This window comes from Sphingobium sp. LF-16, from assembly GCF_003711185.1.
GTDB classification, from domain to species: domain Bacteria; phylum Pseudomonadota; class Alphaproteobacteria; order Sphingomonadales; family Sphingomonadaceae; genus Sphingobium; species Sphingobium yanoikuyae_A.
Genome location: NZ_CP029335.1, coordinates 3,618,277 through 3,638,558 on the forward strand (window position 1 = coordinate 3,618,277; position 20,282 = coordinate 3,638,558).

General features: G+C 64.7%; 24 protein-coding genes. 13 read left to right on the forward strand and 11 right to left on the reverse strand.

Annotation, left to right across the window (positions count from 1 at the left end; translation table 11 throughout):
* Positions 1-7: 7 nt before the first annotated feature.
* The 10 genes from DIZ22_RS16965 to DIZ22_RS17010 form a co-directional block, all read right to left on the reverse strand.
* Positions 8-679 carry a cell wall hydrolase gene (locus DIZ22_RS16965; protein ID WP_048938016.1) on the reverse strand — a complete coding sequence of 224 codons (672 nt, stop codon included), beginning with the start codon at positions 677-679 and terminating at the stop codon, positions 8-10.
* A gap of 175 nt (positions 680-854) precedes the next feature.
* On the reverse strand, positions 855-1,205 hold the full coding sequence (locus tag DIZ22_RS16970; protein WP_048938015.1) for a DUF1491 family protein: 351 nt from the start codon (positions 1,203-1,205) through the stop codon (positions 855-857).
* Positions 1,198-1,668, reverse strand: coding sequence for a PaaI family thioesterase (locus tag DIZ22_RS16975; RefSeq protein ID WP_234415698.1), 471 nt, complete (start codon positions 1,666-1,668; stop codon positions 1,198-1,200). Before DIZ22_RS16975 ends, DIZ22_RS16970 begins: the two co-directional genes overlap by 8 nt.
* Positions 1,655-2,122 (reverse strand): PTS sugar transporter subunit IIA, encoded by a 468-nt coding sequence (locus DIZ22_RS16980; protein ID WP_010335784.1) that lies wholly within the window; start codon positions 2,120-2,122, stop codon positions 1,655-1,657. The genes DIZ22_RS16975 and DIZ22_RS16980 overlap by 14 nt, the downstream gene beginning before the upstream one ends.
* Positions 2,123-2,252: 130 nt before the next feature.
* The gene (gene raiA, locus DIZ22_RS16985) at positions 2,253-2,849 is read right to left on the reverse strand and encodes a ribosome-associated translation inhibitor RaiA (RefSeq protein WP_048938013.1); all 597 of its coding nucleotides are present in this window, start codon (positions 2,847-2,849) and stop codon (positions 2,253-2,255) included.
* Positions 2,850-2,920: 71 nt separating this feature from the next.
* Positions 2,921-3,622, reverse strand: coding sequence for a DNA polymerase III subunit epsilon (dnaQ, locus tag DIZ22_RS16990; RefSeq protein ID WP_004209199.1), 702 nt, complete (start codon positions 3,620-3,622; stop codon positions 2,921-2,923).
* Between the two features lie 32 nt (positions 3,623-3,654).
* Complete coding sequence (gene coaE / locus DIZ22_RS16995; protein ID WP_048938012.1) at positions 3,655-4,248, reverse strand: dephospho-CoA kinase; 594 nt, start codon at positions 4,246-4,248, stop codon at positions 3,655-3,657.
* A gap of 11 nt (positions 4,249-4,259) precedes the next feature.
* A complete protein-coding gene (gene aroE, locus DIZ22_RS17000) occupies positions 4,260-5,099 on the reverse strand; it encodes a shikimate dehydrogenase (RefSeq protein ID WP_048938011.1) in 840 nt (279 codons plus the stop codon).
* Positions 5,096-5,689: a nucleoside triphosphate pyrophosphatase gene (locus DIZ22_RS17005; RefSeq protein ID WP_010335788.1), complete on the reverse strand. Its 594-nt coding sequence runs from the start codon at positions 5,687-5,689 to the stop codon at positions 5,096-5,098. The genes aroE and DIZ22_RS17005 overlap by 4 nt, the downstream gene beginning before the upstream one ends.
* Entirely contained in the window at positions 5,686-6,513 is an 828-nt protein-coding gene (locus DIZ22_RS17010) for a pyruvate, water dikinase regulatory protein (protein ID WP_026108809.1), read from the reverse strand. The genes DIZ22_RS17005 and DIZ22_RS17010 overlap by 4 nt, the downstream gene beginning before the upstream one ends.
* Positions 6,514-6,804: 291 nt before the next feature.
* Here DIZ22_RS17010 and hemE point away from each other — a divergent pair, with 291 nt between their 5' ends.
* The 4 genes from hemE to DIZ22_RS22410 all read left to right on the forward strand — a co-directional run bounded on the left by hemE (position 6,805) and on the right by DIZ22_RS22410 (position 9,331).
* Positions 6,805-7,866 carry a uroporphyrinogen decarboxylase gene (hemE, locus tag DIZ22_RS17015; protein WP_048938009.1) on the forward strand — a complete coding sequence of 354 codons (1,062 nt, stop codon included), beginning with the start codon at positions 6,805-6,807 and terminating at the stop codon, positions 7,864-7,866.
* On the forward strand, positions 7,866-8,306 hold the full coding sequence (locus DIZ22_RS17020; protein WP_010335790.1) for a CopD family protein: 441 nt from the start codon (positions 7,866-7,868) through the stop codon (positions 8,304-8,306). Before hemE ends, DIZ22_RS17020 begins: the two co-directional genes overlap by 1 nt.
* 118 nt (positions 8,307-8,424) lie before the next feature.
* Positions 8,425-9,030: a hypothetical protein gene (locus DIZ22_RS17025; RefSeq protein ID WP_048938008.1), complete on the forward strand. Its 606-nt coding sequence runs from the start codon at positions 8,425-8,427 to the stop codon at positions 9,028-9,030.
* A gap of 172 nt (positions 9,031-9,202) precedes the next feature.
* Entirely contained in the window at positions 9,203-9,331 is a 129-nt protein-coding gene (locus DIZ22_RS22410; protein ID WP_268746425.1) for a hypothetical protein, read from the forward strand.
* Positions 9,332-9,346: 15 nt separating this feature from the next.
* Here the strand turns inward: DIZ22_RS22410 and panC are convergent, their stop codons facing one another.
* Entirely contained in the window at positions 9,347-10,192 is an 846-nt protein-coding gene (gene panC, locus DIZ22_RS17030; RefSeq protein WP_122928421.1) for a pantoate--beta-alanine ligase, read from the reverse strand.
* A gap of 108 nt (positions 10,193-10,300) precedes the next feature.
* Between panC and DIZ22_RS17035 the strand changes: the two genes are divergently transcribed.
* The 9 genes from DIZ22_RS17035 (at position 10,301) to DIZ22_RS17075 (ending at position 20,092) form a co-directional block, all read left to right on the forward strand.
* The gene (locus tag DIZ22_RS17035) at positions 10,301-11,107 is read left to right on the forward strand and encodes a division plane positioning ATPase MipZ (protein WP_004209209.1); all 807 of its coding nucleotides are present in this window, start codon (positions 10,301-10,303) and stop codon (positions 11,105-11,107) included.
* Positions 11,107-11,565: a hypothetical protein gene (locus tag DIZ22_RS17040; RefSeq protein WP_004209210.1), complete on the forward strand. Its 459-nt coding sequence runs from the start codon at positions 11,107-11,109 to the stop codon at positions 11,563-11,565. Before DIZ22_RS17035 ends, DIZ22_RS17040 begins: the two co-directional genes overlap by 1 nt.
* 19 nt (positions 11,566-11,584) lie before the next feature.
* Positions 11,585-12,967: a phosphomannomutase/phosphoglucomutase gene (locus DIZ22_RS17045; RefSeq protein ID WP_048938006.1), complete on the forward strand. Its 1,383-nt coding sequence runs from the start codon at positions 11,585-11,587 to the stop codon at positions 12,965-12,967.
* A 422-nt stretch (positions 12,968-13,389) separates the two neighbouring features.
* Positions 13,390-14,691, forward strand: a complete 1,302-nt coding sequence (locus DIZ22_RS17050) for an outer membrane protein transport protein (protein WP_048938005.1) — start codon at positions 13,390-13,392, stop codon at positions 14,689-14,691.
* Positions 14,692-14,742: 51 nt separating this feature from the next.
* Positions 14,743-15,888 (forward strand): flavodoxin-dependent (E)-4-hydroxy-3-methylbut-2-enyl-diphosphate synthase, encoded by a 1,146-nt coding sequence (ispG, locus tag DIZ22_RS17055; protein ID WP_004209214.1) that lies wholly within the window; start codon positions 14,743-14,745, stop codon positions 15,886-15,888.
* Positions 15,885-16,115 (forward strand): hypothetical protein, encoded by a 231-nt coding sequence (locus tag DIZ22_RS17060; RefSeq protein ID WP_048938004.1) that lies wholly within the window; start codon positions 15,885-15,887, stop codon positions 16,113-16,115. Before ispG ends, DIZ22_RS17060 begins: the two co-directional genes overlap by 4 nt.
* A 15-nt stretch (positions 16,116-16,130) precedes the next feature.
* Positions 16,131-17,048: a DMT family transporter gene (locus tag DIZ22_RS17065; RefSeq protein ID WP_048938003.1), complete on the forward strand. Its 918-nt coding sequence runs from the start codon at positions 16,131-16,133 to the stop codon at positions 17,046-17,048.
* Positions 17,045-17,536 (forward strand): GNAT family N-acetyltransferase, encoded by a 492-nt coding sequence (locus tag DIZ22_RS17070; RefSeq protein WP_048938002.1) that lies wholly within the window; start codon positions 17,045-17,047, stop codon positions 17,534-17,536. Before DIZ22_RS17065 ends, DIZ22_RS17070 begins: the two co-directional genes overlap by 4 nt.
* A gap of 231 nt (positions 17,537-17,767) precedes the next feature.
* On the forward strand, positions 17,768-20,092 hold the full coding sequence (locus DIZ22_RS17075; RefSeq protein ID WP_037508930.1) for a DNA translocase FtsK: 2,325 nt from the start codon (positions 17,768-17,770) through the stop codon (positions 20,090-20,092).
* Positions 20,093-20,282: the final 190 nt, after the last annotated feature.

Below are 20,282 nucleotides of genomic sequence, written 5' to 3' on the forward strand. Positions count from 1 at the left end.
GCGCGGATCAGCGATAGAAGACGTGATTGTCGATCGACGCCAGCTTGGTCTTGCCCCAGCCCGGCGACACGCGGCGGGCATGGAAGAACAGTGCGCCTTCGGCCTGGCTGTCCCAGCTGTCGTCCAGGGCGATCTGCGCGATCGCGACGGCCTGGCGCCAGGAATCGCTGGCGATGTTGATCGGCGGCATGCCGTGACCACGCACGAAGCTGAACTGGCTCGGCTGATAGATGACACCGCACAGGCTGCTGGCGAAGCGGCCCGACTTGGCGCGGTTGATGATGACGCGGGCAACGGCCAGCTGGCCCTCCAGCGTTTCACCCTTGGATTCGAAATAGACCGCACCGGCCAGGCACTTCATGTCGCCTTCGACATCCTCGGGAGCGCCTTGCGCATCAACCAGGGCTGCCAGGGTCTCGGCCTTGGGCTCGATATCGGTCGAAAAATTGCTGCCAGCCTTGGGGCCGGAATCCAGCGACTGCGCGACTTCCTGCGGCGCAGCGAAAACGACGGCGGGCTTGATGCCGGCCGTGGGTGCGCTAGTCAGCGCAGCGGTTTCCGGAAGAGAAACCGTGGACAGGGAGGCCTCGCTGGCGCTCGACATGTCCGACGCCGTAACAGCCGCAGCGGCCGACAGCGTAAATGCCGCGATGATCGCGGCCTTCAGACGAAAACTCATTATTGCTCAAAATCGTGCGGTTATTGGCCAGAAACGTCGATTGTAACCGATATTCTGTGACGTTCGGCCGCCCCCCGTCTGCGTGTTTACCGGCCCGCCCCCCATGGACGAATGCAGGCAACCTGCGCGTTCAGCGTCGGCCGCCATTGCCCGCGCGCGTGCAAGGAGTCAACGATCAGCAGATCGTTTCAGCGGCGAACCGTTCCGCATCCGCGATATCAAGCTCGACCAGCCACAGGTCGGGGTCCGATCTGCGTCGGCGTTCGGCATAGGCGGCGAACGCCTCCGGCCCCTCTTCCGCAGGGGGTCCACAGCGCATCAATGCATGGCCGCCGCGAAAGTTCGATACCCGTTCGAAAATTGCGGATTCCCGTCCCTTGTCCATCACCTGGACCAGGATGACACCGCTCATCTCGTCGCCCTTGGCCAATATCATGGCAAAGCCGCCGGCGGCATTCACCCGCTTCACCAGCGCGCCGACCAGCATCGCGCTGGTCAGCCGCGCGGCCGGACTCTCCTCAGCCATGATATCCCGGCAGCGATGACAGCGGAATCTGCGATCGCATGAAGGTGCCGGTGCCCCGGCCCACTTCTTCCCCGTCCGAATCGAGAATGCTCGCCTCGGCGACATAGACGCGGCGCTTGCCGCTGATCCAACGTCCCTCGGCGCGCAGCTTTCCGGGGCCGATCGGCCGGGTAAACAGCAGGTTGAAGGCAGTGGTCAGCAGGAAACGATCGCTGACCAGGCTGTTGGCGGCATAGAAGGCCGCATCGTCCAGCATCTTGAAATAGACGGTGCCATGCACCGCGCCGGCGGCATGGAAATGCCGCTCGTCGACCTCGAAATCGATCACCGACCGGCCGGGTTCCGGCACGCGCAGGTTCGACAGGAACAGGTCGTTGATCGGCGCGCTGTTATAGAGATGCTCCAGCGCGCGAAAATGCGCCGCCTCGCCACTGGCGAGCGCAGCGGCCTCAGGCGGCGTCACGCGCCTCACCACCGGCCAGCAGCGCGTGCAGCGCCTCGGCCGACTTGGCACCGCGCAGGCGCGTCACCTGCGCCTCGTCGCGCAGATAGCGGGATACGCGCGCCAGCGTCTTCAAATGCTCGGCACCGCTGTCCTGCGGCGACAGCAGCGCGAACACGACATCGACCGGCGCATCATCGACCGCGTCGAACGGCGCCGGCGGATCGAGCAGCACGACCACGCCGCACATGCGGTCGAGGCCCGGCAGCTTGGCATGGGGAATGGCAACGCCGCCACCGAAGCCGGTGGAGCCCAGACGCTCGCGCTCCAGCAGCGCGTCGGCGGCCGCTTCGGCATCGACGCCATAGGATTGCGCCGCCAGAGCCGCGATCTTCTGGAACAGCATCTTCTTGCCGTTCACAGTCACCTCGGTGGCCAGCGCGTCCGGCGAGACAATATCGTTGAAATGCACCATTTTACTTCCGGGGGCAGCCGAGGCGCGCCCAGCCTGTCGAAAAAAATGCGCGTTGCTCGGAGAAACTAAAGCCCGGCCCCATAGGCCGCCTGCACCCGGAGGTCAACAGGCGGCCCGGCTTGGCAGGGGGTCAGCCGCGCGGCTCGACCCAGCCGATCGTGCCGTCCTGACGGCGATAGACCATATTATAGGCCGACGTGCCGGCATTGAGGAACAGCAGCGCATTGGTGTTGCGCAGGTCCAGCATCATCACCGCGTCGGACACGCTGGCCTCGGGAATGTCGACCCGCGTTTCGGCAACGATCAGGGGCGCATCGGCCGCTTCGGCCTCCTCGTCGGCGGCACCGGCGAAGATGGTATAGCCTGCGCCGTCGATATCATCGACGCTATAGCCATTGGCGCGCTGCGCCTCGGCAGCGGCGGCCTGGATGCTGCGGTCCTTCAGGCGGCGCATATAGCGGCGCAGTTGCTTCTCGATCCGGTCCGATGCCTGGTCGAAGGCGGGATGTGCATCCTGCGCCTCGCCGGCGCCCTTCAGGATCAGGCCGGTCATCACATGGCAGACGATATCACAATGGAAGGCGCCATGCGGGGCCGGTCGGAAGGTCACCTGGGCGGAAATCGTGCGGGAGAAATATTTCTCGGCTATCGCTTCCAGCCGGTCGCTGACGTGCTGCTTGAGCGCCTCGCCCGTCTCGACCTGATGCCCGGAAACACGGATATCCATATGCCTTCTCCTTATTCTTGCCGGGACGCCGGATCAGCGGCCCGGTTGGCACGTGGCAAACGCCGGCAGGTTCAGGCCGGCGGCGCCTCCTCGAGCCAGAGCGGCTTATCCAGCTTCGCGACGAAAGCGGCATGCCTCTCCAGTTCCTCCGCGCTCGCCGTGAAGACGCGCGCGGGACGAACAGGGCGAACAACGGCGGTTTCCGTCAGTTCCACCCTGACGATCTCTTTCTCTTCCTCCTGTGCAAGACCCAGGCCGATCTGACGGCCGCCGGTCAATTCGACATAGAGCTGCGCCAGCAGTTCGGCGTCGAGCAGCGCGCCATGCTTGACGCGGTGGCTGCGGTCGATGCCGTAACGGGTGCAGAGCGCGTCCAGGCTGTGCTTGGCGCCGGGATGCAGGGTGCGGGCGATCGCCACCGTGTCGATCATCCGGTCCATCGACACGGCGTCGCGCGCGCACAGCTTCAATTCGTGATTGAGGAATCCGAAGTCGAAGCGCGCATTGTGCGCGACCAACGGGCTGTCCTCCAGGAAATCCATCAGTTCGGCCACGCCCTCGCGGAACAAGGGCTTGTCCGACAGGAACTGGCTCGACAGGCCATGCACCGCCTCGGCGGCGGAGGGCATGTCGCGCTGTGGATTATAATAGGCATGGAAGGTGCGGCCAGTCGGCACGCGATTGATAAGCTCTATGCACCCGATTTCGACCAGCCGATCGCCGGATGCCGGATCAAATCCCGTCGTTTCGGTGTCGAAAATGATCTCGCGCATCGCCCTTTTGAACCGACTCTCTATGACTCTACTTATCTGCCTGTCCGGGCGCCAAGGCAAGCGACCAGACGCCTGACCTGTGCTCGGGTTGCGGCAAATGTCGTACCCGTGTTGATGATATAGTCTGCCCTTAGCCGCTTTTCAGCATCGGGCAGCTGCAAGTGCAGGATTCTACGAAATTTTGCTACCGTCATGCCCGGCCGGGCCAGCACCCGCCGCCGCTGTTTCCAGGCGGGCGCACTGACGACGATGATCCCCGCCATGCGCCGGTGGCCACCCGTCTCGAACAACAGAGGCACGTCCAGGATCACGAATTGGCGCGACCGATGGCGTTTGAGGAATCGCCGACGCGACTCGCCGACGGCGGGATGGACGATCGCCTCCAGCGCCTTGAGTTCCACGGGATGACCGAACACCGCCGCGCCCAGCTTCGCCCGGTCGACGCCCTGCGGCCCGGTGGTACCGGGAAAGCGCGCCTCGATCGCCGGGATCAGCCGTCCGCCCGGCCCCTGCAGCCGATGCACCTCGGCATCGGCATCGAACACCGGCACGCCCTCGCGGCGAAACATCGCCGCAACCGCCGACTTGCCCATGCCGATCGAGCCGGTGAGGCCGTAAATCTTCACCCCGTCGCCGTTCAGTCCGCCGCCGTCAGCAGCGCGCGCAGTTCCGCGTCCAGTTCGCGCGGCGCCTCCGCATCGAAGAAGATGTCGAACGCCAGCGCCGCCTGGCCGATCAGCATTTCCAGCCCGTCCAGAGTCTTTAGACCCCGGTCGCGCGCCGCCTTCAGCAAGCCCGTCTCCAGCGGCGCATAGACGATGTCATAGACGGTCGCGCTCGCCGGCAGCGGCGACAGGTCCAGATCCAGCGCCGGCTGGCCGACCATGCCCAGCGACGTGCTGTTGACCAGCAGGTCGGCGGTCGGCAGCGCGTCGTCCATGCCGATCACCTTGCCCTTCACCCCGGCCCGGTCGAGCAGCGCCTGTCCCTTGGCCGGATCGCGCGCCATGATCGTGATCTCCGGCACGCCTAGGCTGGTGAGCGCGAACAGGATCGCCCGCGCCGCGCCGCCCGCGCCGATCAGCACCGCATGGCGCCCCTTCCACTTGTCGCGCAGCAGCGGCTGCAGGAACCCGCCAGCATCGGTGTTGGTGCCGATCAGCGGCCCGCCGGTCTCGCTGGCGATGGTGTTCATCGCACCGATCCGGTCGCGCACCCCGCCTGGATCATCGGTATAGTCCATCACCGCGATCTTGTGGGGAATGGTGACATTGCAGCCCAGCCAGTCGGGATCGGCCCGGCGCTGCAGGAAATAGGCGGACAGCCCCTCGGGCGTCACATGAGTCTTCTTATACTCCGCCTCGATATCCAGCGCCTGCAGCCAGAAATTGTGGATAAGGGGCGATTTGCTGTGGTCGATCGGGTCGCCGATCACCTCTGCATAAGGGAGGGGGGCATAGGGAAGCTTGTCGGTCATGACGCCAGAACGCCCCTTATGCGCAGGAAGTCAAGCAGCGGCAGCAGCGGCAGGCCCTGGATGCCGAACTGGCTGCCTTCCACCCTGGCGAACAATTGCGCGCCCGGCCCCTCGATCCGGTAGCAGCCGACGCACCATTGGCATTCGTCCCAGTCGTCCTCCAGATAGGAATCGATGAATCCGTCGGACAGGGTCCGCACCGTCATCCTTACCCGTTCGACATGGCGCCAGATCGGCTCATTGTTGAGCACGATCACCGCCGCGCTGTGGAGATGATGGACCCGGCCCGACAGCAGGCGCAGGATGCGCGCGGCATCCGCCCTGTCCACCGCCTTGTCGATCATCGTCCCGTCGTCGAGAGTCAGGGTCTGGTCACAGCCCAGCACCAGCGCGCCCGGCACCCGGCGCGACACCTTGAGCGCCTTCAGCTCCGCCAGCGCATCGGCCAGCGCGCGGCCGTCATGGCCATCGGCGCGCAATGCTTCCTTGGCGGCCTCTTCATCCACACCCGGCGACAGCGCCTCGAACGGCACGCCGGCCGCGCTCAGCATGGCGCGCCGGCTGGCGCTCTGCGAGGCTAGGACGATCATGCTTCATTTCCTTCCGCCAGTTCGCGGTCGTTGAACAGGTTGATGATGGCGGCGGCCGCTTCCTCGATCGACCGGCGGGTCATGTCGATCACCGGCCAGCCATTGTCGGCGAACATGCGCCGGGCAAAGGCCAGTTCCTCCTGCACCTTGTCGCTATCCACATAGGCGGTCTCGGGCGCCTGGTTGAGCGACAGCAACCGGTTGCGCCGTATCTGGATCAACCGCTCGGGACTGATGGTCAGGCCCACCACCATCGGATGCTTCAGGCCATAGAGGCTGCGCGGCGGCGGCGATTCCGGCACCAGCGGGATATTGGCGGTCTTGTAGCCGCGATTGGCGAGGTAGATGGAGGTCGGCGTCTTCGACGCGCGCGACACGCCCGCCAGGACGATATCGGCCTCCTCCCAATTCTCATGCCCAACGCCATCATCATGGGCGATGGTGAACTGGATCGCCTCGATCCGCGCGAAATAGGCTTCGTCCAGGATATGCTTGCGGCCCGGCCGGGTCCGGGTTTCCTGCCCCAATATGTTGGACAGGGCATCGGCCACGCTGTCGAGCGCAGCGACGTGCGGCAGGCCAAGCGCCCGGCAGCGCGTTTCCAGCCGCCGCCGCAGCACATGGTTGGTAAGTGTGAACAGCACCAGGCCGGGATGGGCGGAAATCTCCTCCATGATCCGGTCGAGATGCACTTCGGATCGGACCATCGGCCAGAAATGGCGGATCGCCTCGACATTTTCGAACAGGCCGATCGCCGCCTTGGCGATATTCTCCAGCGTCTCGCCGGTGGAGTCCGAAAGCAGGTGAAGATGGATACGTGACACAGGCATATCTCTGTGAGTCCCCTGTGGATAAAGCAAGGGATAGAGTTGTGGATAACTTTGCAGCCCCATTTCGTCCCCAGAAAGCGGAATCTTATCCACAGCCTCTCAACAGGGCCGGAATCTTATCCACAGCCTGTGGGTAATGGGGATGATTCAGATGACTCGCCGCGGAATCGCGTGACTCCAGGAGTCAAGCTGTTGGCAAAAGCGGGGACAGCGCATAAACCCCCGAACCAACAGCCCAACAACCTCAACATTCCTTTTTAAATATCTTTATAAAGTAGAGAGTTCATGACGGGTCCCGACGCTCACGCCGGCGCAGTCAGCGCCAAGCCGCTCCTTTCCGTATTGCGCGGCGCGGTGCCGCCCGTCCCGCCGATGTGGCTCATGCGCCAGGCCGGCCGCTATCTGCCGGAATATCGCGCACTCCGGGCCGACAAGGGCGGCTTCCTCGAACTGGTCTATGACAGCGCCGCCGCGGCAGAGGTCACGCTCCAGCCGCTGCGCCGCTTCGGCTTCGACGGCGCCATCCTCTTTTCCGACATATTGATCGTCCCCTATGCGATGGGACAGGATCTCTGGTTCGAGGCCGGTGAAGGCCCGCGTCTCGCCCCCATCCTGGCGGAGACCGACCTGTCGGCGCTGAAACCCGATTTCAGCCGCTATGAGGCTGTGTATGAAACGGTGCGGCAGGTGAAGGCCGCGCTGGACCCGTCAGTGACCTTCCTGGGCTTTGCAGGCAGTCCCTGGACGATCGCCACCTATATGGTCGCGGGACAGGGCAGCAAGGACCAGGGCGCCGCGCGTCGCATGGCTTATCAACAGCCCGATCGCTTCGCCGCGCTGATCGACGCGATCGTCGATGCCACCGTCATCTATCTCTCCGGCCAGATTAAGGCGGGCGTGGAAGCGGTGCAATTGTTCGACAGCTGGGCCGGCAGCCTCGCCCCGCTCCAGTTCGAACGCTGGGTGATAGAGCCCAATGCCGCGATCGTCCGCAAATTGAAGGCGCTCCATCCCGACATTCCGGTGATCGGCTTTCCCAAGGGGGCCGGCGCGAAACTGCCGGCCTATGCGATCGGCACCGGCGTCGATGCGGTGGGTGTGGATGAAACGGTCGACCCGCATTGGGCCAACCAGGCGCTGCCCGCCGGGCTTCCGGTGCAGGGCAATCTCGATCCGCTGGCGCTGATTGCCGGCGGTCAGGCGGTGGAACAGGCTGTGGATAACTTGCGCGCCGCCTTTGCCGGCCGGCCCCATATCTTCAACCTGGGCCATGGCATATTGCCCGATACGCCGATCGCCCATGTCGAGGCGCTGATCGCCTATGTGCGCGGAACGGAGACACGCTGATGCCCTATCTCGGCGCTGCCTATCTGTGGGTGAAGGCCGCCCATGTCATCTTCGTCATCTTCCTGATGGCGGGGCTGTTCATGATGCCGCGTTTCTTCGTCTATCATCAGGAAACCGTGCCGGGCTCGGCGGAGGACCAGCGCTGGATCGAGCGTGAGACGCGCCTGCTCAAGATCATCCTCAACCCGTCGCTGATCCTCACCTGGGTCTTCGGCCTGATGCTGATGGTGGAAATCGGCGCCTGGCATTTCGGCTGGTTCCACCTGAAGCTGCTCTTCGTCCTGGCACTGTCGGGCTATCATGGCTGGATCGCCAGCTATGCGAAGAAACTTGCGCGCGGTCAGCGCAGCCTGGCCGACAAGCAGTTGCGCATGCTGAACGAAGTGCCCGGCATCGCCGCGGCGGTGATCGTCATCATGGTGATCGTCCGCCCCTTCTGATGGTCGTAGCGTAAAGCGTCCGAAAAGATCGGGCGCTTTACTTGGCCTCTGGCGCAAGTCTTCGGACTATGCTTTGCCTCCGCCGGTCCGCATCCTGCGGACTTTCTGTGGGGGTATCATGATTCGTCTGTTTTTCTGCGCGGCCGCGTTGGCCGCGCCGATGGCGGCTGCGCAGCAGCCTGCCGTCACCATCGCGCCTGCCGTCGATGGCAATGTCCTGCGCGCCGGTGCCAAGGTGCCCGTTCGCACGCTGGTCGAACTCACCACCAAGAAGAAGGCCGTGAAGGTCGGCGATCGCGTCAATATCGAGACCGCCGAAGCCGTGATGGTCGGCAATAATGTGGTGATCCCCGCCGGCACGCCCGGCATCGCGGAAATCACCAGCGTCCGGAACAAGGGCATGTGGGGCAAGTCCGGCTTCATCGAGGGCCGCGTGCTCTACGTCCGGCTGGGGGGCCGGCAGGTGCGTTTGACCGGCACCTTCAATGACAAGGGCGTGACCGGCACCGCCGGCGTCGTCGGTGCGATCGCGCTGATCCCGGTCGCCGGCTTCTTCACCACCGGCACCAGCGCCAACATCCCGTCGGGCTCGATCATCCCCGCCTTCCTGGACGAGGATCTGGCCTTCTCGGTCGACAGCGCGGCGGCGACGCCCGCGCCGATCGCCGCGACCCCGGCTCCGGTCGAAGCCGGCACCGCTTCTCCGGCCGCTGGCGCACTTTGATCGACAGGGGGATCGGGGCCTTTGCCCCGGTCCCTCGGGCTGCTGTCCTACGCGGCCATGACCATGCTATAGCTGGGGTGTCGCCGATCGGGTGACAGGCGAATAGGATCGCCCCCGCGCAACATAATGTCAAAATGTGCGGGAAATGTGCGAAGTTAAGCGGAAGGCGCCCATGAATGACCCGCGCATCTGGTTCGGCCCCAAGCGTATCGGCTGGGGCTATGGTCCCCGCACCTGGGAGGGCTGGGCGGTGGTCGGCCTGTTCGTCCTCGGCTGTGTCCTGCTCAAGCGTCTGAGCTGAGGTCAGGCCGGCCCTTTAGGCCAGATCGACCGCGATATTGTCGATCAGCCGGGTCTTGCCCAGCTTCGCAGCGCCCAGCAGCCGTGCCGGACGGTCGAGCGTTGCGATCGGCTCCAGGCTGTCTGCGTCGCACAGGGTCACATAGTCGATCGGGTCGAAACCATGGGTCGCCAGCGTGGCGATTGCCTTCGCCAGTGCCGCCTCGACCGGCTCGCCCTTCTCGATCTGGCGCTTCGCCTCACCCAGCGCGCGCGGCAGCGCCAGCGCATCCTTGCGCTCCTGTTCGCTGAGATACGCGTTGCGCGACGACAGCGCCAGGCCATCCTCGGCCCGCTGGGTCGGCATGCCGATGATCTCGATGTCCAGATTGGTGTCGGCAACCATGCGGCGGATCACGGCGAGCTGCTGATAATCCTTCTCGCCAAAGATCGCGACATCGGGCGCGACCTGGTTGAACAGCTTGGTGACGACGGTGGCGACGCCATCGAAATGGCCCGGCCGCGCCGCGCCATCCAGCCCCTCGCTCACCCCCGACACCCGGATATTGGTGGCATAGCCGGCCGGATACATGACCTCGACGCTCGGCGCCCACAGGATGTCGACGCCGGCGGCCTGCAACAGCTGCGCATCCTTCGCCTCGCGCCGGGGATAGGCGTCCAGATCCTCGTTCGGGCCGAACTGGCGGGGATTGACGAAGATCGACACCACGACATGCCGGCCATGGCGGCGCGCTTCCTCGACCAGCGCCATATGCCCGTCATGCAGCGCCCCCATGGTGGGGACCAGCGCCAGCGTCTTTCCGTCGGACTTCAGCGCGGCGACGGCGGCACGCAGGGCGGGAAGGTCACGGAGAATTTGCACGGGACGAGGGGCTCCGATAAGGGCAGGGACACAGGGGCGTCCTGCTAGGCTTCGCGCCACGGGACCGTCAAGAATCTAGAGCGACAAACACGGGGTTATCAAGGTCCGATGGCGAACGCGCAAACGCACCTCATCGTCTTCGCCAATGAAAAGGGCGGAACCGGCAAGTCGACGACCGCCGTCCACACGGCGATCGCGCTGACTGCGCTCGGCCATAGCGTCGGCCTGATCGACCTCGACCCGCGCCAGCGCACCGTCACCCGCTATATGGAAAATCGCGCCGAAACCGCGCGCCGTCGCGGCATCGATCTGTCGGCGCCCGACTTTGCGGTGTTTCAGGGCGACAATGTCGCTGCGCTCGACGAACAGGCGGCGGCGGTTGCCGAGGGCAAGGATTTCCTGATCGTCGACACGCCCGGCCGCGACGATGATTTCGCCCGGCACATGGCAGCCCGCGCCAACACGCTGGTCACGCCGATGAACGACAGTTTCGTCGATTTCGACCTGATCGGTCAGGTCGATGCCGAAACCTTCCGGGTGCGCCGCCTGTCCTTCTATTCCGAACTCATCTTCGAAGCGCGCAAGTCGCGCGCCAAGGCCGATGGCGTGTCGATCGACTGGGTGGTGCTGCGCAACCGCGTCCAGCATCATGACGCCCGCAACAAGAAGCGCGTCGGCGATGCGCTGATGGAATTGTCGCGCCGGGTCGGCTTCCGCGTCATTCCCGGATTGTCGGAACGCGTCATCTTCCGCGAACTCTTCCCCTCGGGCCTGACCCTGCTCGACAAGGGGCATCTGGGCGATCTGGGTATCAGTCACATCGCCGCGCGCCAGGAACTGCGCGAGATGGTGGCCGGATTGGCCTTGCCGACCGGCGATCATGCCGCGTCCGTGGACATGCTCGGCGCCGCCTGATGGGGCTGATCGCGCTGGTGCTGATCGGCCTGGCGGGCTGGCTCATCTGGACCGGGAGATTGCAGCGCATGTCGACCAAGGATGGCATGGCATTGGGAGCGGCGCTGGTCGGCGCGGTGCTGGCGGCCAAGGGCAAGCCGGCGCTCGGTGCGCCAATCCTGCTGGGCGCGGCCCTCTTCTTCGCGTCGCAGGGCAAGGCGAAGAAGGGCGCTAACCGCGCCAGGCGCAAGGCTGCGCCGCCGGTGCAGACTGACAGGGCCGACGTGGAGGGCGCCCGCGCCCTGCTCGGCCTGTCGGCGGATGCCCGCGCAACCGATATCCGCGCCGCACATCGCCGCCTGATCGCCTCGGTCCATCCCGACAAGGGTGGAACCGAAGCGCTGGCTGCCCAGATCAATGCCGCGCGCGACCTGTTGCTGGCTGACCTTGCCGAGCGGGATCGTCCGTCCGCCGGCTGATTGCCCCAGAAAGGACTATATGGCCCATCGCTTCCATCCGACCCTGCTGCGCGAATATGATATGCGCGGCGTTGTTGGCCCGATGCTCGGGGAAGCGGACGGCTATGCGCTGGGACGCAGCTTCGCGACCTGGGTGCGGCGCGTCGGCGGATCAGCGGTCGCGGTCGGCTATGACGGGCGGCTGAGTTCGCCCATGCTGGAGGGCGCGCTGGTGCGCGGCCTCACCGACAGCGGCGTCGATGTGCTGCGTGTCGGTCTCGGTCCCACGCCGATGCTCTATTATGCCGAGGCCGAACTGGACGTGGCGGGCGCCATCCAGGTGACCGGCAGCCATAATCCCGCAGATCAGAATGGTTTCAAGCTGGTCCTGGATCATGCGCCCTTTCATGGCGAGGCGATCCAGCAGCTCGGCGCGATGGCGGCGGCCGGCGACTGGCTGGCGGGCGAAGGCCGGGTGCGCGATGTCGATATCATGCCGGCCTATGTCGAACGTCTGGTGCGCGATTTTGACGGCGCCGCCTGGCGGATCGGCTGGGACGCGGGAAACGGCGCCGCAGGACCGGTCGTGGAGAAGCTGGTGCAACTCCTGCCTGGTGAGCATCATCTGCTCTTCACCGATGTAGACGGCAATTTTCCCAACCATCATCCTGATCCTACCGAAGAAGCGAATCTGGCCGATCTTCGTTCCCTTGTCCTCTCCAGGAAGCTCGATTTCGGCGTGGCTTTCGATGGCGATGGCGACCGGATCGGCGTGGTCGACGGCTTCGGTCGGATCATCTGGGGTGACCAGCTGCTCGGCCTGTTCGCGCAGGTCGTGCTGAAGGATCGTCCCGGCGCCCCGATCGTCGCGGATGTGAAGGCCAGCCAGGCCCTGTTCGACGAGATTGCGCGGCTGGGCGGTGAGCCGGTGCTGTGGAAGACCGGGCACAGCCATATCAAGTCCAAAATGAAGCAGATTGGCAGTCCGCTGGGCGGCGAGATGACCGGCCACATCATGTTTGCCGATGATTTTTACGGTTTTGATGATGGACTCTATGCCGCCGTTCGCCTGATCCGCGCGGCTGCCCGGTTGCGCCGCACCGTCACCGACCTGCGCGGTGACATGGCCGAAATGGTCAACACGCCGGAAATCCGCATCGCCGTGCCGGAAGACCGCAAGTTTGCGATCATCGAAGACCTGCGCGACCGCCTGATTGCATCCGGCGCAATCGTGGAATCGATCGATGGCGCTCGCGTCCGTACTGTCGATGGCTGGTGGCTGCTGCGCGCGTCCAACACCCAGAATGCGCTGACCGCGCGGGCGGAGGCGTCGGATGCTGCGGGATTGGCGCGCCTGCTGGCCGAAATCGAATCCCATTTGCGTGATTCGGGCGTCGATCAGCGATTGCAAGCGGCGAAATAGCTTGTCGCAGCGCGCAAAATTGATATCGCTATCATTATTTCATGCGGAATTTCCCTTAGGGAAACATGGATTTATGACACCGGTTGCATGAAACGCAATCGCGCCATCATGTTTCGCATTTGCGACGAACGCCGCCTGGCCGCAAAAGGAACTCGCCTTTCAGGCATCCTCTCCTAAAACTTCATAGCCGTCCCTCGGGGCGGCTTTTTTTTTGACCTGTGACGTTGGCGCAACAGGGCGGCACTTGCCGTAGCGTCCAGCCGGCCGAAATCCGGGCAATTGAGCGAAAAATCGCGGAAATCCGTCATTGGCGCCTGTAGAAATCGTCGGGATAGCTGTTATGCGCATGGTTCCATAAGTCGCATGAGGCGTTTAAGCGCCCGCACCAAATGGCCAAATGAGTTTTTAGCAGAGGAAACGCCATGTCCCTTCGCCGTCGCATTCTTCCCACCATCCTGCTGACCGGCGCGATTGTCGCACCGATGCCGGCGCTGGCCGGTGGCTTCTATCTTCAGGAACAGTCGCCGGTGGAAACCGGCCGCGCCATGGCTGGCGGCGCCGCTGCAGGTGACGATCCCTCGACCATCTATTTCAACCCTGCCGCCATGACCCAGCTGTCGGGCGTCCAGGTTTCGGCCGGCGTCAACGCCCTGATGGCTTCCGCCCACCAGACCAACCGTGGCAGCTATCGCTCGGTCCCCGGTTCGACCGCCCGCGTGTCGGTGACCGGCAATGACGGCGGCCAGCCGTTCGAAAGCGTCATCCCGGTCCCCAATTTCTACGCCTCGGCGCAGGTCACCGACCGGCTGTGGCTGGGCCTCGGCGTCAATGCGCCCTTCGGCCTGAAGCTGGAATATGATGACGGTTTCTTCGGTCGCTATGACTCGATCTACACCGACCTCAAGACCTACAACATCCAGCCTTCGGCCGCGTTCAAGCTGAACGACAATTTCTCGATCGGCGGCGGCGTCGACGTGCAATATGTGAAGGCGAACCTGACCAACGCGTTGCCGCAGGTGTCGCCGCTGGTCACCACCGACGGCTTCACCAAGCTGAAGGGCGACGACTGGACCGTCGGCTGGAACGCCGGCCTGTTCTACACCAACGGCACCACCAATGTCGGCGTCCACTATCGGTCGGGCATCAACCACAAGCTCAAGGGCACCCAGACCATTTCCGGCCTGGTGACGCCGCTCAGCGCCGCCAATGGCGAGTTCGATGCCTCGGCACCGCTGGACCTGCCCGATATCGTCACCGTGTCCTTCATGCACAAGCTGACGCCGAACCTGCGCGCGATGATCACCGGCAAATGGTATGGCTGGTCCAGCTTCAAGGGGATCGAGGTCACCTCGGCCACCGGCACCACCAACAAGGAACTGGATTACAAGGACAGCTACAGCGTCAGCCTGGGCGGCGAATATGATTTCAGCCCCGCCTTCACGCTGCGCGCGGGCACCATGTTCGACCGTTCGCCGACCAATCCGCAGCATCTGACCACCCGCGTGCCCGATGGCGACCGCGTGTGGCTGACGGGCGGCGCGACCTGGAATATCTCGCCGGCCTTCGCACTGAACGTCGCCTACGCCCATACCTGGGTGGAAAAGGCGAACATCATCCGCCCGGACAGCTATTTCCCGTCGCCGGCCACCGTCACCGCCACGACCCTGGCACAGACCAGCGGCAATGCGGACCAGGTTGCCGCATCGCTGACCGCGCGCTTCTAAAAAGCTGCGTTAATGCTTATAGGGGGCTCCAGAGATCTGGAGCCCCTTTTCATGTCCGAACATAATCCCGGCCTGCGCCCCTGGCGCGACATCGCCCGACGGCAGTCGCGGCAGATCATGGTCGGCAACGTCCCCGTGGGCGGCGGTGCGCCGGTCACGGTGCAGACCATGACCAACACGCTGACCCATGACGTCAAGGCGACGATCGACCAGATCCGTCGCTGCGAGGATGCCGGCGTCGACATCATCCGCGTGTCCTGCCCCGACGAGGAATCGACTGCGGCGCTCAAACAGATCGTCCGCGCCGCGCGCGTGCCGATCGTCGCCGACATCCATTTCCACTATAAGCGCGCGCTGGAAGCCGCCGATGCCGGTGCTGCCTGCCTGCGCATCAATCCCGGCAATATCGGTTCGGCCGCGCGGGTGAAGGAAGTGGTGGACGCTGCCAAGGCCAATAATTGCTCGATCCGCATCGGCGTCAACGCCGGCAGCCTGGAACGCGACCTGCTCGAAAAATATGGCGAGCCTTGCCCCGAGGCGCTGGTCGAAAGCGCGCTCGACCATATCAAGCTGCTGCAGGACCAGGATTTCCACGAATATAAGGTCGCGGTGAAGGCGAGCGACGTGTTCCTGGCGGTCGCGGCCTATATGCAGCTGGCCGATGCGGTCGATTGCCCGCTGCATCTGGGCATCACCGAAGCCGGTGGCCTGATCGGCGGCACGGTCAAGAGCGCGATCGGCATCGGCAATCTGCTCTGGGCCGGCATCGGTGACACGATCCGCGTCTCGCTCTCGGCCGAACCGGAAGAGGAAGTGCGGGTCGGCTATGAGATGCTCAAGACGCTCGGCATCCGCACCCGCGGCGTCAAGGTCATCTCCTGCCCCAGCTGCGCGCGGCAGGGCTTCGACGTGATCCGTACCGTCCAGGCGCTGGAGGAACGGCTGCAGCATATCAACACGCCGCTCTCGCTCTCGGTGCTGGGCTGCGTCGTCAACGGTCCGGGTGAAGCGCGCGAGACCGATATCGGCCTGACCGGCGGCGGCAATGGCAAGCATATGGTCTATCTGTCGGGCGTCACCGATCACACGATCCAGGATGCCGACATGGTCGACCATATCGTCAGGCTGGTCGAGGCCAAGGCGGCCGAGATCGAAGCCGCGGCGAGTGACGCGGGACAGGTCCAGGCGGCCGAATGACGGACAGCGCCGACCGGTCCGCCATCGCCCATGGCGCAAGCGCTACGGGCGCGCAGGCGGTCGGCGCGTCCGTCCTTGGGACATTGGCTCTGGGCGCGATTGCATTGGGGGCAATAGCGGTTGGCGCCTTGGCCATCGGTCGCCTGCGCATCGGCAAGGCACGGATCACCCGGCTTCATATCGACGAATTGCATATCGGCAGGATCGTCGGCCCCGGTCGCGACTGATCCCGTCACCCGTCGATGGATCGTCCGCTTTCCTCTCCCCGCAGCCCGTCCGGGCTGCTGCCCTTCCTCATCTGCTGCCTTGGCGTCGCGCTCTTTTCGGTGATGGATGCGGCGATGAAGGGGCTCAGCCTCTCGATCGGCCTTTATAACGCGCTGCTCTGGCGTGCGATCACCGGCAGCCTGCTCGGGCTGGTCCTGATGCTCGCCACCCGCCAGCGCTGGCCAAACCGCTCCGTGCTGCGCCTGCATCTGCTGCGTGGCGTTGTCGTGGCGCTGATGGCCAGCTTGTTCTTCTGGGCGATCATGCGCCTGCCACTGGCCGAAGCCATTGCCCTCTCCTTCATCGCTCCGTTGATCGCGCTCTATCTTGCGGCGCTGCTGCTCAAGGAACGGATCGGGCGGCAGGCGATCGGCGCCTCGCTGCTCGGCCTGGTCGGGGTCGGCGTGATCCTGTCGGGGCGGATGCGCGGCGACTATGATGGCGACGCGCTGATGGGGGCGGGCGCGGTGCTGCTCTCGGCGATGCTGTTCGCCTGGAACCTGATCCTCCAGCGCCAGCAGGCCCAGCTTGCCTCGCCGATCGAGGTCGCCTTCTTCCAGCATCTGGTCATGCTGGGCGTGTTTGCGATCGGCGCGCCGGCCTGGGCGATCGTGCCGACCGGAGCGGCGGTGCCGCTGGTGCTGCTGGCTGCCATCCTGGCCTTCACCTCTCTCGCCGCGCTCGCCTGGGCCTATGCGCGTGCGGAGGCCCAGCGACTGATCCCGGTCGAATATACCGCCTTCGTCTGGGCCGCGATCTTCGGCTGGTTCGCCTTTGGCGAACAACTGACGCTCACCACCCTTGCCGGTGCCTTGTTGATCGTCGCCGGCTGCCTTATCGCCGCGCGCACGAAACGGGCGGATATCGCCCATGTGGAAGCGGGAGCGGCATGAGCCAGGTCATCATCAGGGACGCGCAATCGACGGATATCGATACCATCGCGAATTTCATCCTGGCGCTCGCCGATTATGAGAAGCTGGCCCATGAAGTGAAGGCCGACCGCGAGACGCTGGCCCGCTATCTGTTCGGACCCCGGCCGATGGCGGAGGTGCTGATCGCCGAGCATGATGGCGCGCCGATCGGCTTTGCCCTTTTCTTCCACAATTTCTCGACCTTCGAGGGGCGTCCGGGCCTCTATCTGGAGGATCTGTTCGTCCTGCCCGAAGCGCGGGGGCTCGGCGCCGGCAAGGCGTTGCTTGCGCGTCTCGCCCGATTGGCGATCGCGCGCGACTGCGCCCGGCTCGAATGGTCGGTGCTCGACTGGAACGCGCCGGCGATCGCCTTCTACCGGGCGATCGGCGCCCGGCCGATGGACGAATGGACCGTGCAGCGCGTCGATGGCGATGCGCTCAGCGCCCTCGCATCGCATCCTGCAGGCTGACGCCCAGCAGCACGATCGCAAAGCTGCTCAGGGCAATCACGACAAAGGCGGGATAGAAAGAGGCGAACATGACGACATCTCCTTTCGCCGCCCATTTTGCGCCTGCGCCCCAGGCGCGCGACATACGCAATGTTGCGGATGGGGCGGGACGAGCCGAGGGGCCGCAGGCTTGACGAGGACTCCTGGCTCGGCGCATTGTGCCGGAACGGAACATTTGGGGGACATTTGACCATGGCTGTCAGCCGCGGAGCCAAGCGCGCGCCGGAATGGCGCGAAATGCTCAAGCGCAGCATCGTGCGCAGCGGCGCGCTGATCGGGGCGATCTCGCTGTTTCTGGCGACCCTGTTCCTGGCGCTGGCGCTGCTGAGCTATCAGCCCAGCGACCCGTCGATGAACACGGTGGCGGGCGATCATGTCGCCAATATCATGCGCGCGCCCGGCGCCATGGTGGCCGACATGCTGCTGCTGCTGTTCGGCGTGCCGATCGCGCTGCTGCTGCCGCTGATGGGGATCACCGCCCGTCGCCTGTGGGGCGATCATGAGATGATCGGGTGGAAAGCGCAGTTCGGCAAATGCCTGGTCGGCATCATCCTGATCGGCATCGCGCTGGCCCTGTTCCAGCCCGATCCGCTGGTCGGCCTGCCCTCCGGCTGGGGCGGCATGATCGGCCTTGTCACCGCCAAGGGGGTGATGAGCCTGACCGCCCAGGCGCCGGCCGCGCAGGGCTGGATCATCGGCATATTGGTGGTCGTGGCCATGCTGGCAGGCCTGTTCGTCTGGTATCGCAGCCTGGCGCTGGAAAAGCCGATCTTCACCATCCGCCGCCCGACCCTGCCCCGGCTCAGCCTGCCGCGCCCCTCGCTCGCCTTTGCGGGACAGGGGGGAGCGGCCGATCTGGACGAGGATGATGACGGCCCGGTCGAACGGGTGATCGCGCCGCGCAAGCAGGTGTCGAACGAGCCCAAGCCGCCGATCACCATCCAGGCGCCCAAGCCCGCCCCGGTGCAGCGCTCGACCGCGCCGGTGTCGCAGGATGATCTGTTCGGCCACAGCTCGCTGCCGTCGGCCGACCTGCTCAACCCCATCCCCGCCAATCAGGGCCAGAAGATCGACAAGGCGGCGCTGGAACGCAACGCCCGCCTGCTGGAGAGCGTTCTCGACGACTTCCATGTGAAGGGCAATATCGTCGAGGTTCGCCCCGGTCCCGTCGTCACCATGTATGAGCTGGAGCCGGCACCGGGCATCAAGGCGAGCCGCGTGATCGCGCTGGCCGACGATATCGCCCGCAACATGTCGGCGCTGTCGGCGCGCGTCGCCACCATTCCCGGCCGCACCGTCATCGGCATCGAGCTGCCCAACACCAATCGCGAGGGCGTGTCCTTCCGCGAACTCATCACCAGCGAGCAGTTCGGTGCGGAAGCGACCCTGCCGATCATCCTGGGCAAGAATATCTCGGGTGAGCCGATCATCGCCGATCTGGCGCCGATGCCGCATCTGCTGATCGCGGGTACCACCGGTTCGGGTAAGTCGGTCGGCCTCAACGCCATGATCCTGTCGCTGCTCTACCGCATGACGCCGGACCAGCTGCGCCTGATCATGATCGATCCCAAGATGCTGGAACTGTCGACCTATGACGACATCCCGCATCTGCTCGCCCCGGTCGTGACCGAGCCGAGCAAGGCGATCCGCGCGCTCAAATGGGCGGTGGAGCAGATGGAGGATCGCTATCGCATGATGGCGTCGATCTCGGTCCGCAACCTCGCCAATTACAACGAGAAGGTTCGCGCCGCGAAGGCCAAGGGCAAGCCGCTCGGCCGCCGTGTCCAGACCGGCTATGACCCCGAGAGCGGCAAGCCGATCTATGAAGAGGAACAGCTGGATTTCCAGCCGTTGCCGCAGATCGTGGTGGTGGTCGACGAACTGGCCGACCTGATGATGACGGCGGGCAAGGAAGTCGAATTCCTGATCCAGCGCCTGGCGCAGAAGGCGCGTGCTGCCGGCATCCACCTGATCCTGGCGACGCAGCGGCCTTCCGTCGACGTCATCACCGGCGTCATCAAGGCGAACCTGCCGACCCGCATCAGCTTCTTCGTGACCAGCAAGATCGACAGCCGCACCATCCTGGGCGAACAGGGCGCCGAACAGCTGCTGGGCAAGGGCGACATGCTCTACATGCATGGCGGCAAGGGCCTGATGCGCGTTCATGGTCCCTTCGTTTCGGACGATGAAGTGCGCGTGGTCGCCGACCATTGGCGCGCGCAGGGCTCGCCCGATTATATCCAGGCGGTCACGGAAGAGCCGGAAGAAGGCAGCTTCGCGCTCGACGGCGTGGACCTGGGCGATGACAGCCCGGACGCGCAGCTGTTCCGCAAGGCCTGCCAGCTGGTGTTCGAGAATCAGAAGGCGTCGACCAGCTGGCTGCAGCGCCAGCTGCGAGTCGGCTACAACAGTGCCGCACGCCTGATCGAACGGATGGAGGAGGAAGGACTGGTCGGTCCGCCCAACCATGTCGGTCGCCGCGAAGTGCTGCGTGACGAGAATGGCAATCCGCTCTGACGCTACGAAATGCTTGTTTTCCTTGAGCGATTGCGTTCCGTGCAACCATGCTTGCTGCCTTCGCATTTGTCGTGACAGGGGCTTTGGGACATTAGGAACAGGCCTTTCAGGCATCCTCTCCTAAAAACTTTTCAGGCTGATCTTCGGATCAGCCTTTTTTTTGTCCGCGAATCGGTCTAGGCAGGCGTCG

Excerpts from the sequence above, each read along its gene's own strand:
- DIZ22_RS16965 (WP_048938016.1), bottom strand. The coding sequence starts at position 679 with ATGAGTTTTCGTCTGAAGGCCGCGATCATCGCGGCATTTACGCTGTCG.
- DIZ22_RS16970 (WP_048938015.1), bottom strand. The coding sequence starts at position 1,205 with ATGGCTGAGGAGAGTCCGGCCGCGCGGCTGACCAGCGCGATGCTGGTC.
- DIZ22_RS16980 (WP_010335784.1), bottom strand. The coding sequence starts at position 2,122 with ATGGTGCATTTCAACGATATTGTCTCGCCGGACGCGCTGGCCACCGAG.
- raiA (WP_048938013.1), bottom strand. The coding sequence starts at position 2,849 with ATGGATATCCGTGTTTCCGGGCATCAGGTCGAGACGGGCGAGGCGCTC.
- dnaQ (WP_004209199.1), bottom strand. The coding sequence starts at position 3,622 with ATGCGCGAGATCATTTTCGACACCGAAACGACGGGATTTGATCCGGCA.
- aroE (WP_048938011.1), bottom strand. The coding sequence starts at position 5,099 with ATGACCGACAAGCTTCCCTATGCCCCCCTCCCTTATGCAGAGGTGATC.
- DIZ22_RS17005 (WP_010335788.1), bottom strand. The coding sequence starts at position 5,689 with ATGATCGTCCTAGCCTCGCAGAGCGCCAGCCGGCGCGCCATGCTGAGC.
- hemE (WP_048938009.1), top strand. The coding sequence starts at position 6,805 with ATGACGGGTCCCGACGCTCACGCCGGCGCAGTCAGCGCCAAGCCGCTC.
- DIZ22_RS17020 (WP_010335790.1), top strand. The coding sequence starts at position 7,866 with ATGCCCTATCTCGGCGCTGCCTATCTGTGGGTGAAGGCCGCCCATGTC.
- DIZ22_RS17025 (WP_048938008.1), top strand. The coding sequence starts at position 8,425 with ATGATTCGTCTGTTTTTCTGCGCGGCCGCGTTGGCCGCGCCGATGGCG.
- DIZ22_RS22410 (WP_268746425.1), top strand. The coding sequence starts at position 9,203 with ATGAATGACCCGCGCATCTGGTTCGGCCCCAAGCGTATCGGCTGGGGC.
- DIZ22_RS17035 (WP_004209209.1), top strand. The coding sequence starts at position 10,301 with ATGGCGAACGCGCAAACGCACCTCATCGTCTTCGCCAATGAAAAGGGC.
- DIZ22_RS17040 (WP_004209210.1), top strand. The coding sequence starts at position 11,107 with ATGGGGCTGATCGCGCTGGTGCTGATCGGCCTGGCGGGCTGGCTCATC.
- DIZ22_RS17045 (WP_048938006.1), top strand. The coding sequence starts at position 11,585 with ATGGCCCATCGCTTCCATCCGACCCTGCTGCGCGAATATGATATGCGC.
- DIZ22_RS17050 (WP_048938005.1), top strand. The coding sequence starts at position 13,390 with ATGTCCCTTCGCCGTCGCATTCTTCCCACCATCCTGCTGACCGGCGCG.
- ispG (WP_004209214.1), top strand. The coding sequence starts at position 14,743 with ATGTCCGAACATAATCCCGGCCTGCGCCCCTGGCGCGACATCGCCCGA.
- DIZ22_RS17060 (WP_048938004.1), top strand. The coding sequence starts at position 15,885 with ATGACGGACAGCGCCGACCGGTCCGCCATCGCCCATGGCGCAAGCGCT.
- DIZ22_RS17065 (WP_048938003.1), top strand. The coding sequence starts at position 16,131 with ATGGATCGTCCGCTTTCCTCTCCCCGCAGCCCGTCCGGGCTGCTGCCC.
- DIZ22_RS17070 (WP_048938002.1), top strand. The coding sequence starts at position 17,045 with ATGAGCCAGGTCATCATCAGGGACGCGCAATCGACGGATATCGATACC.
- DIZ22_RS17075 (WP_037508930.1), top strand. The coding sequence starts at position 17,768 with ATGGCTGTCAGCCGCGGAGCCAAGCGCGCGCCGGAATGGCGCGAAATG.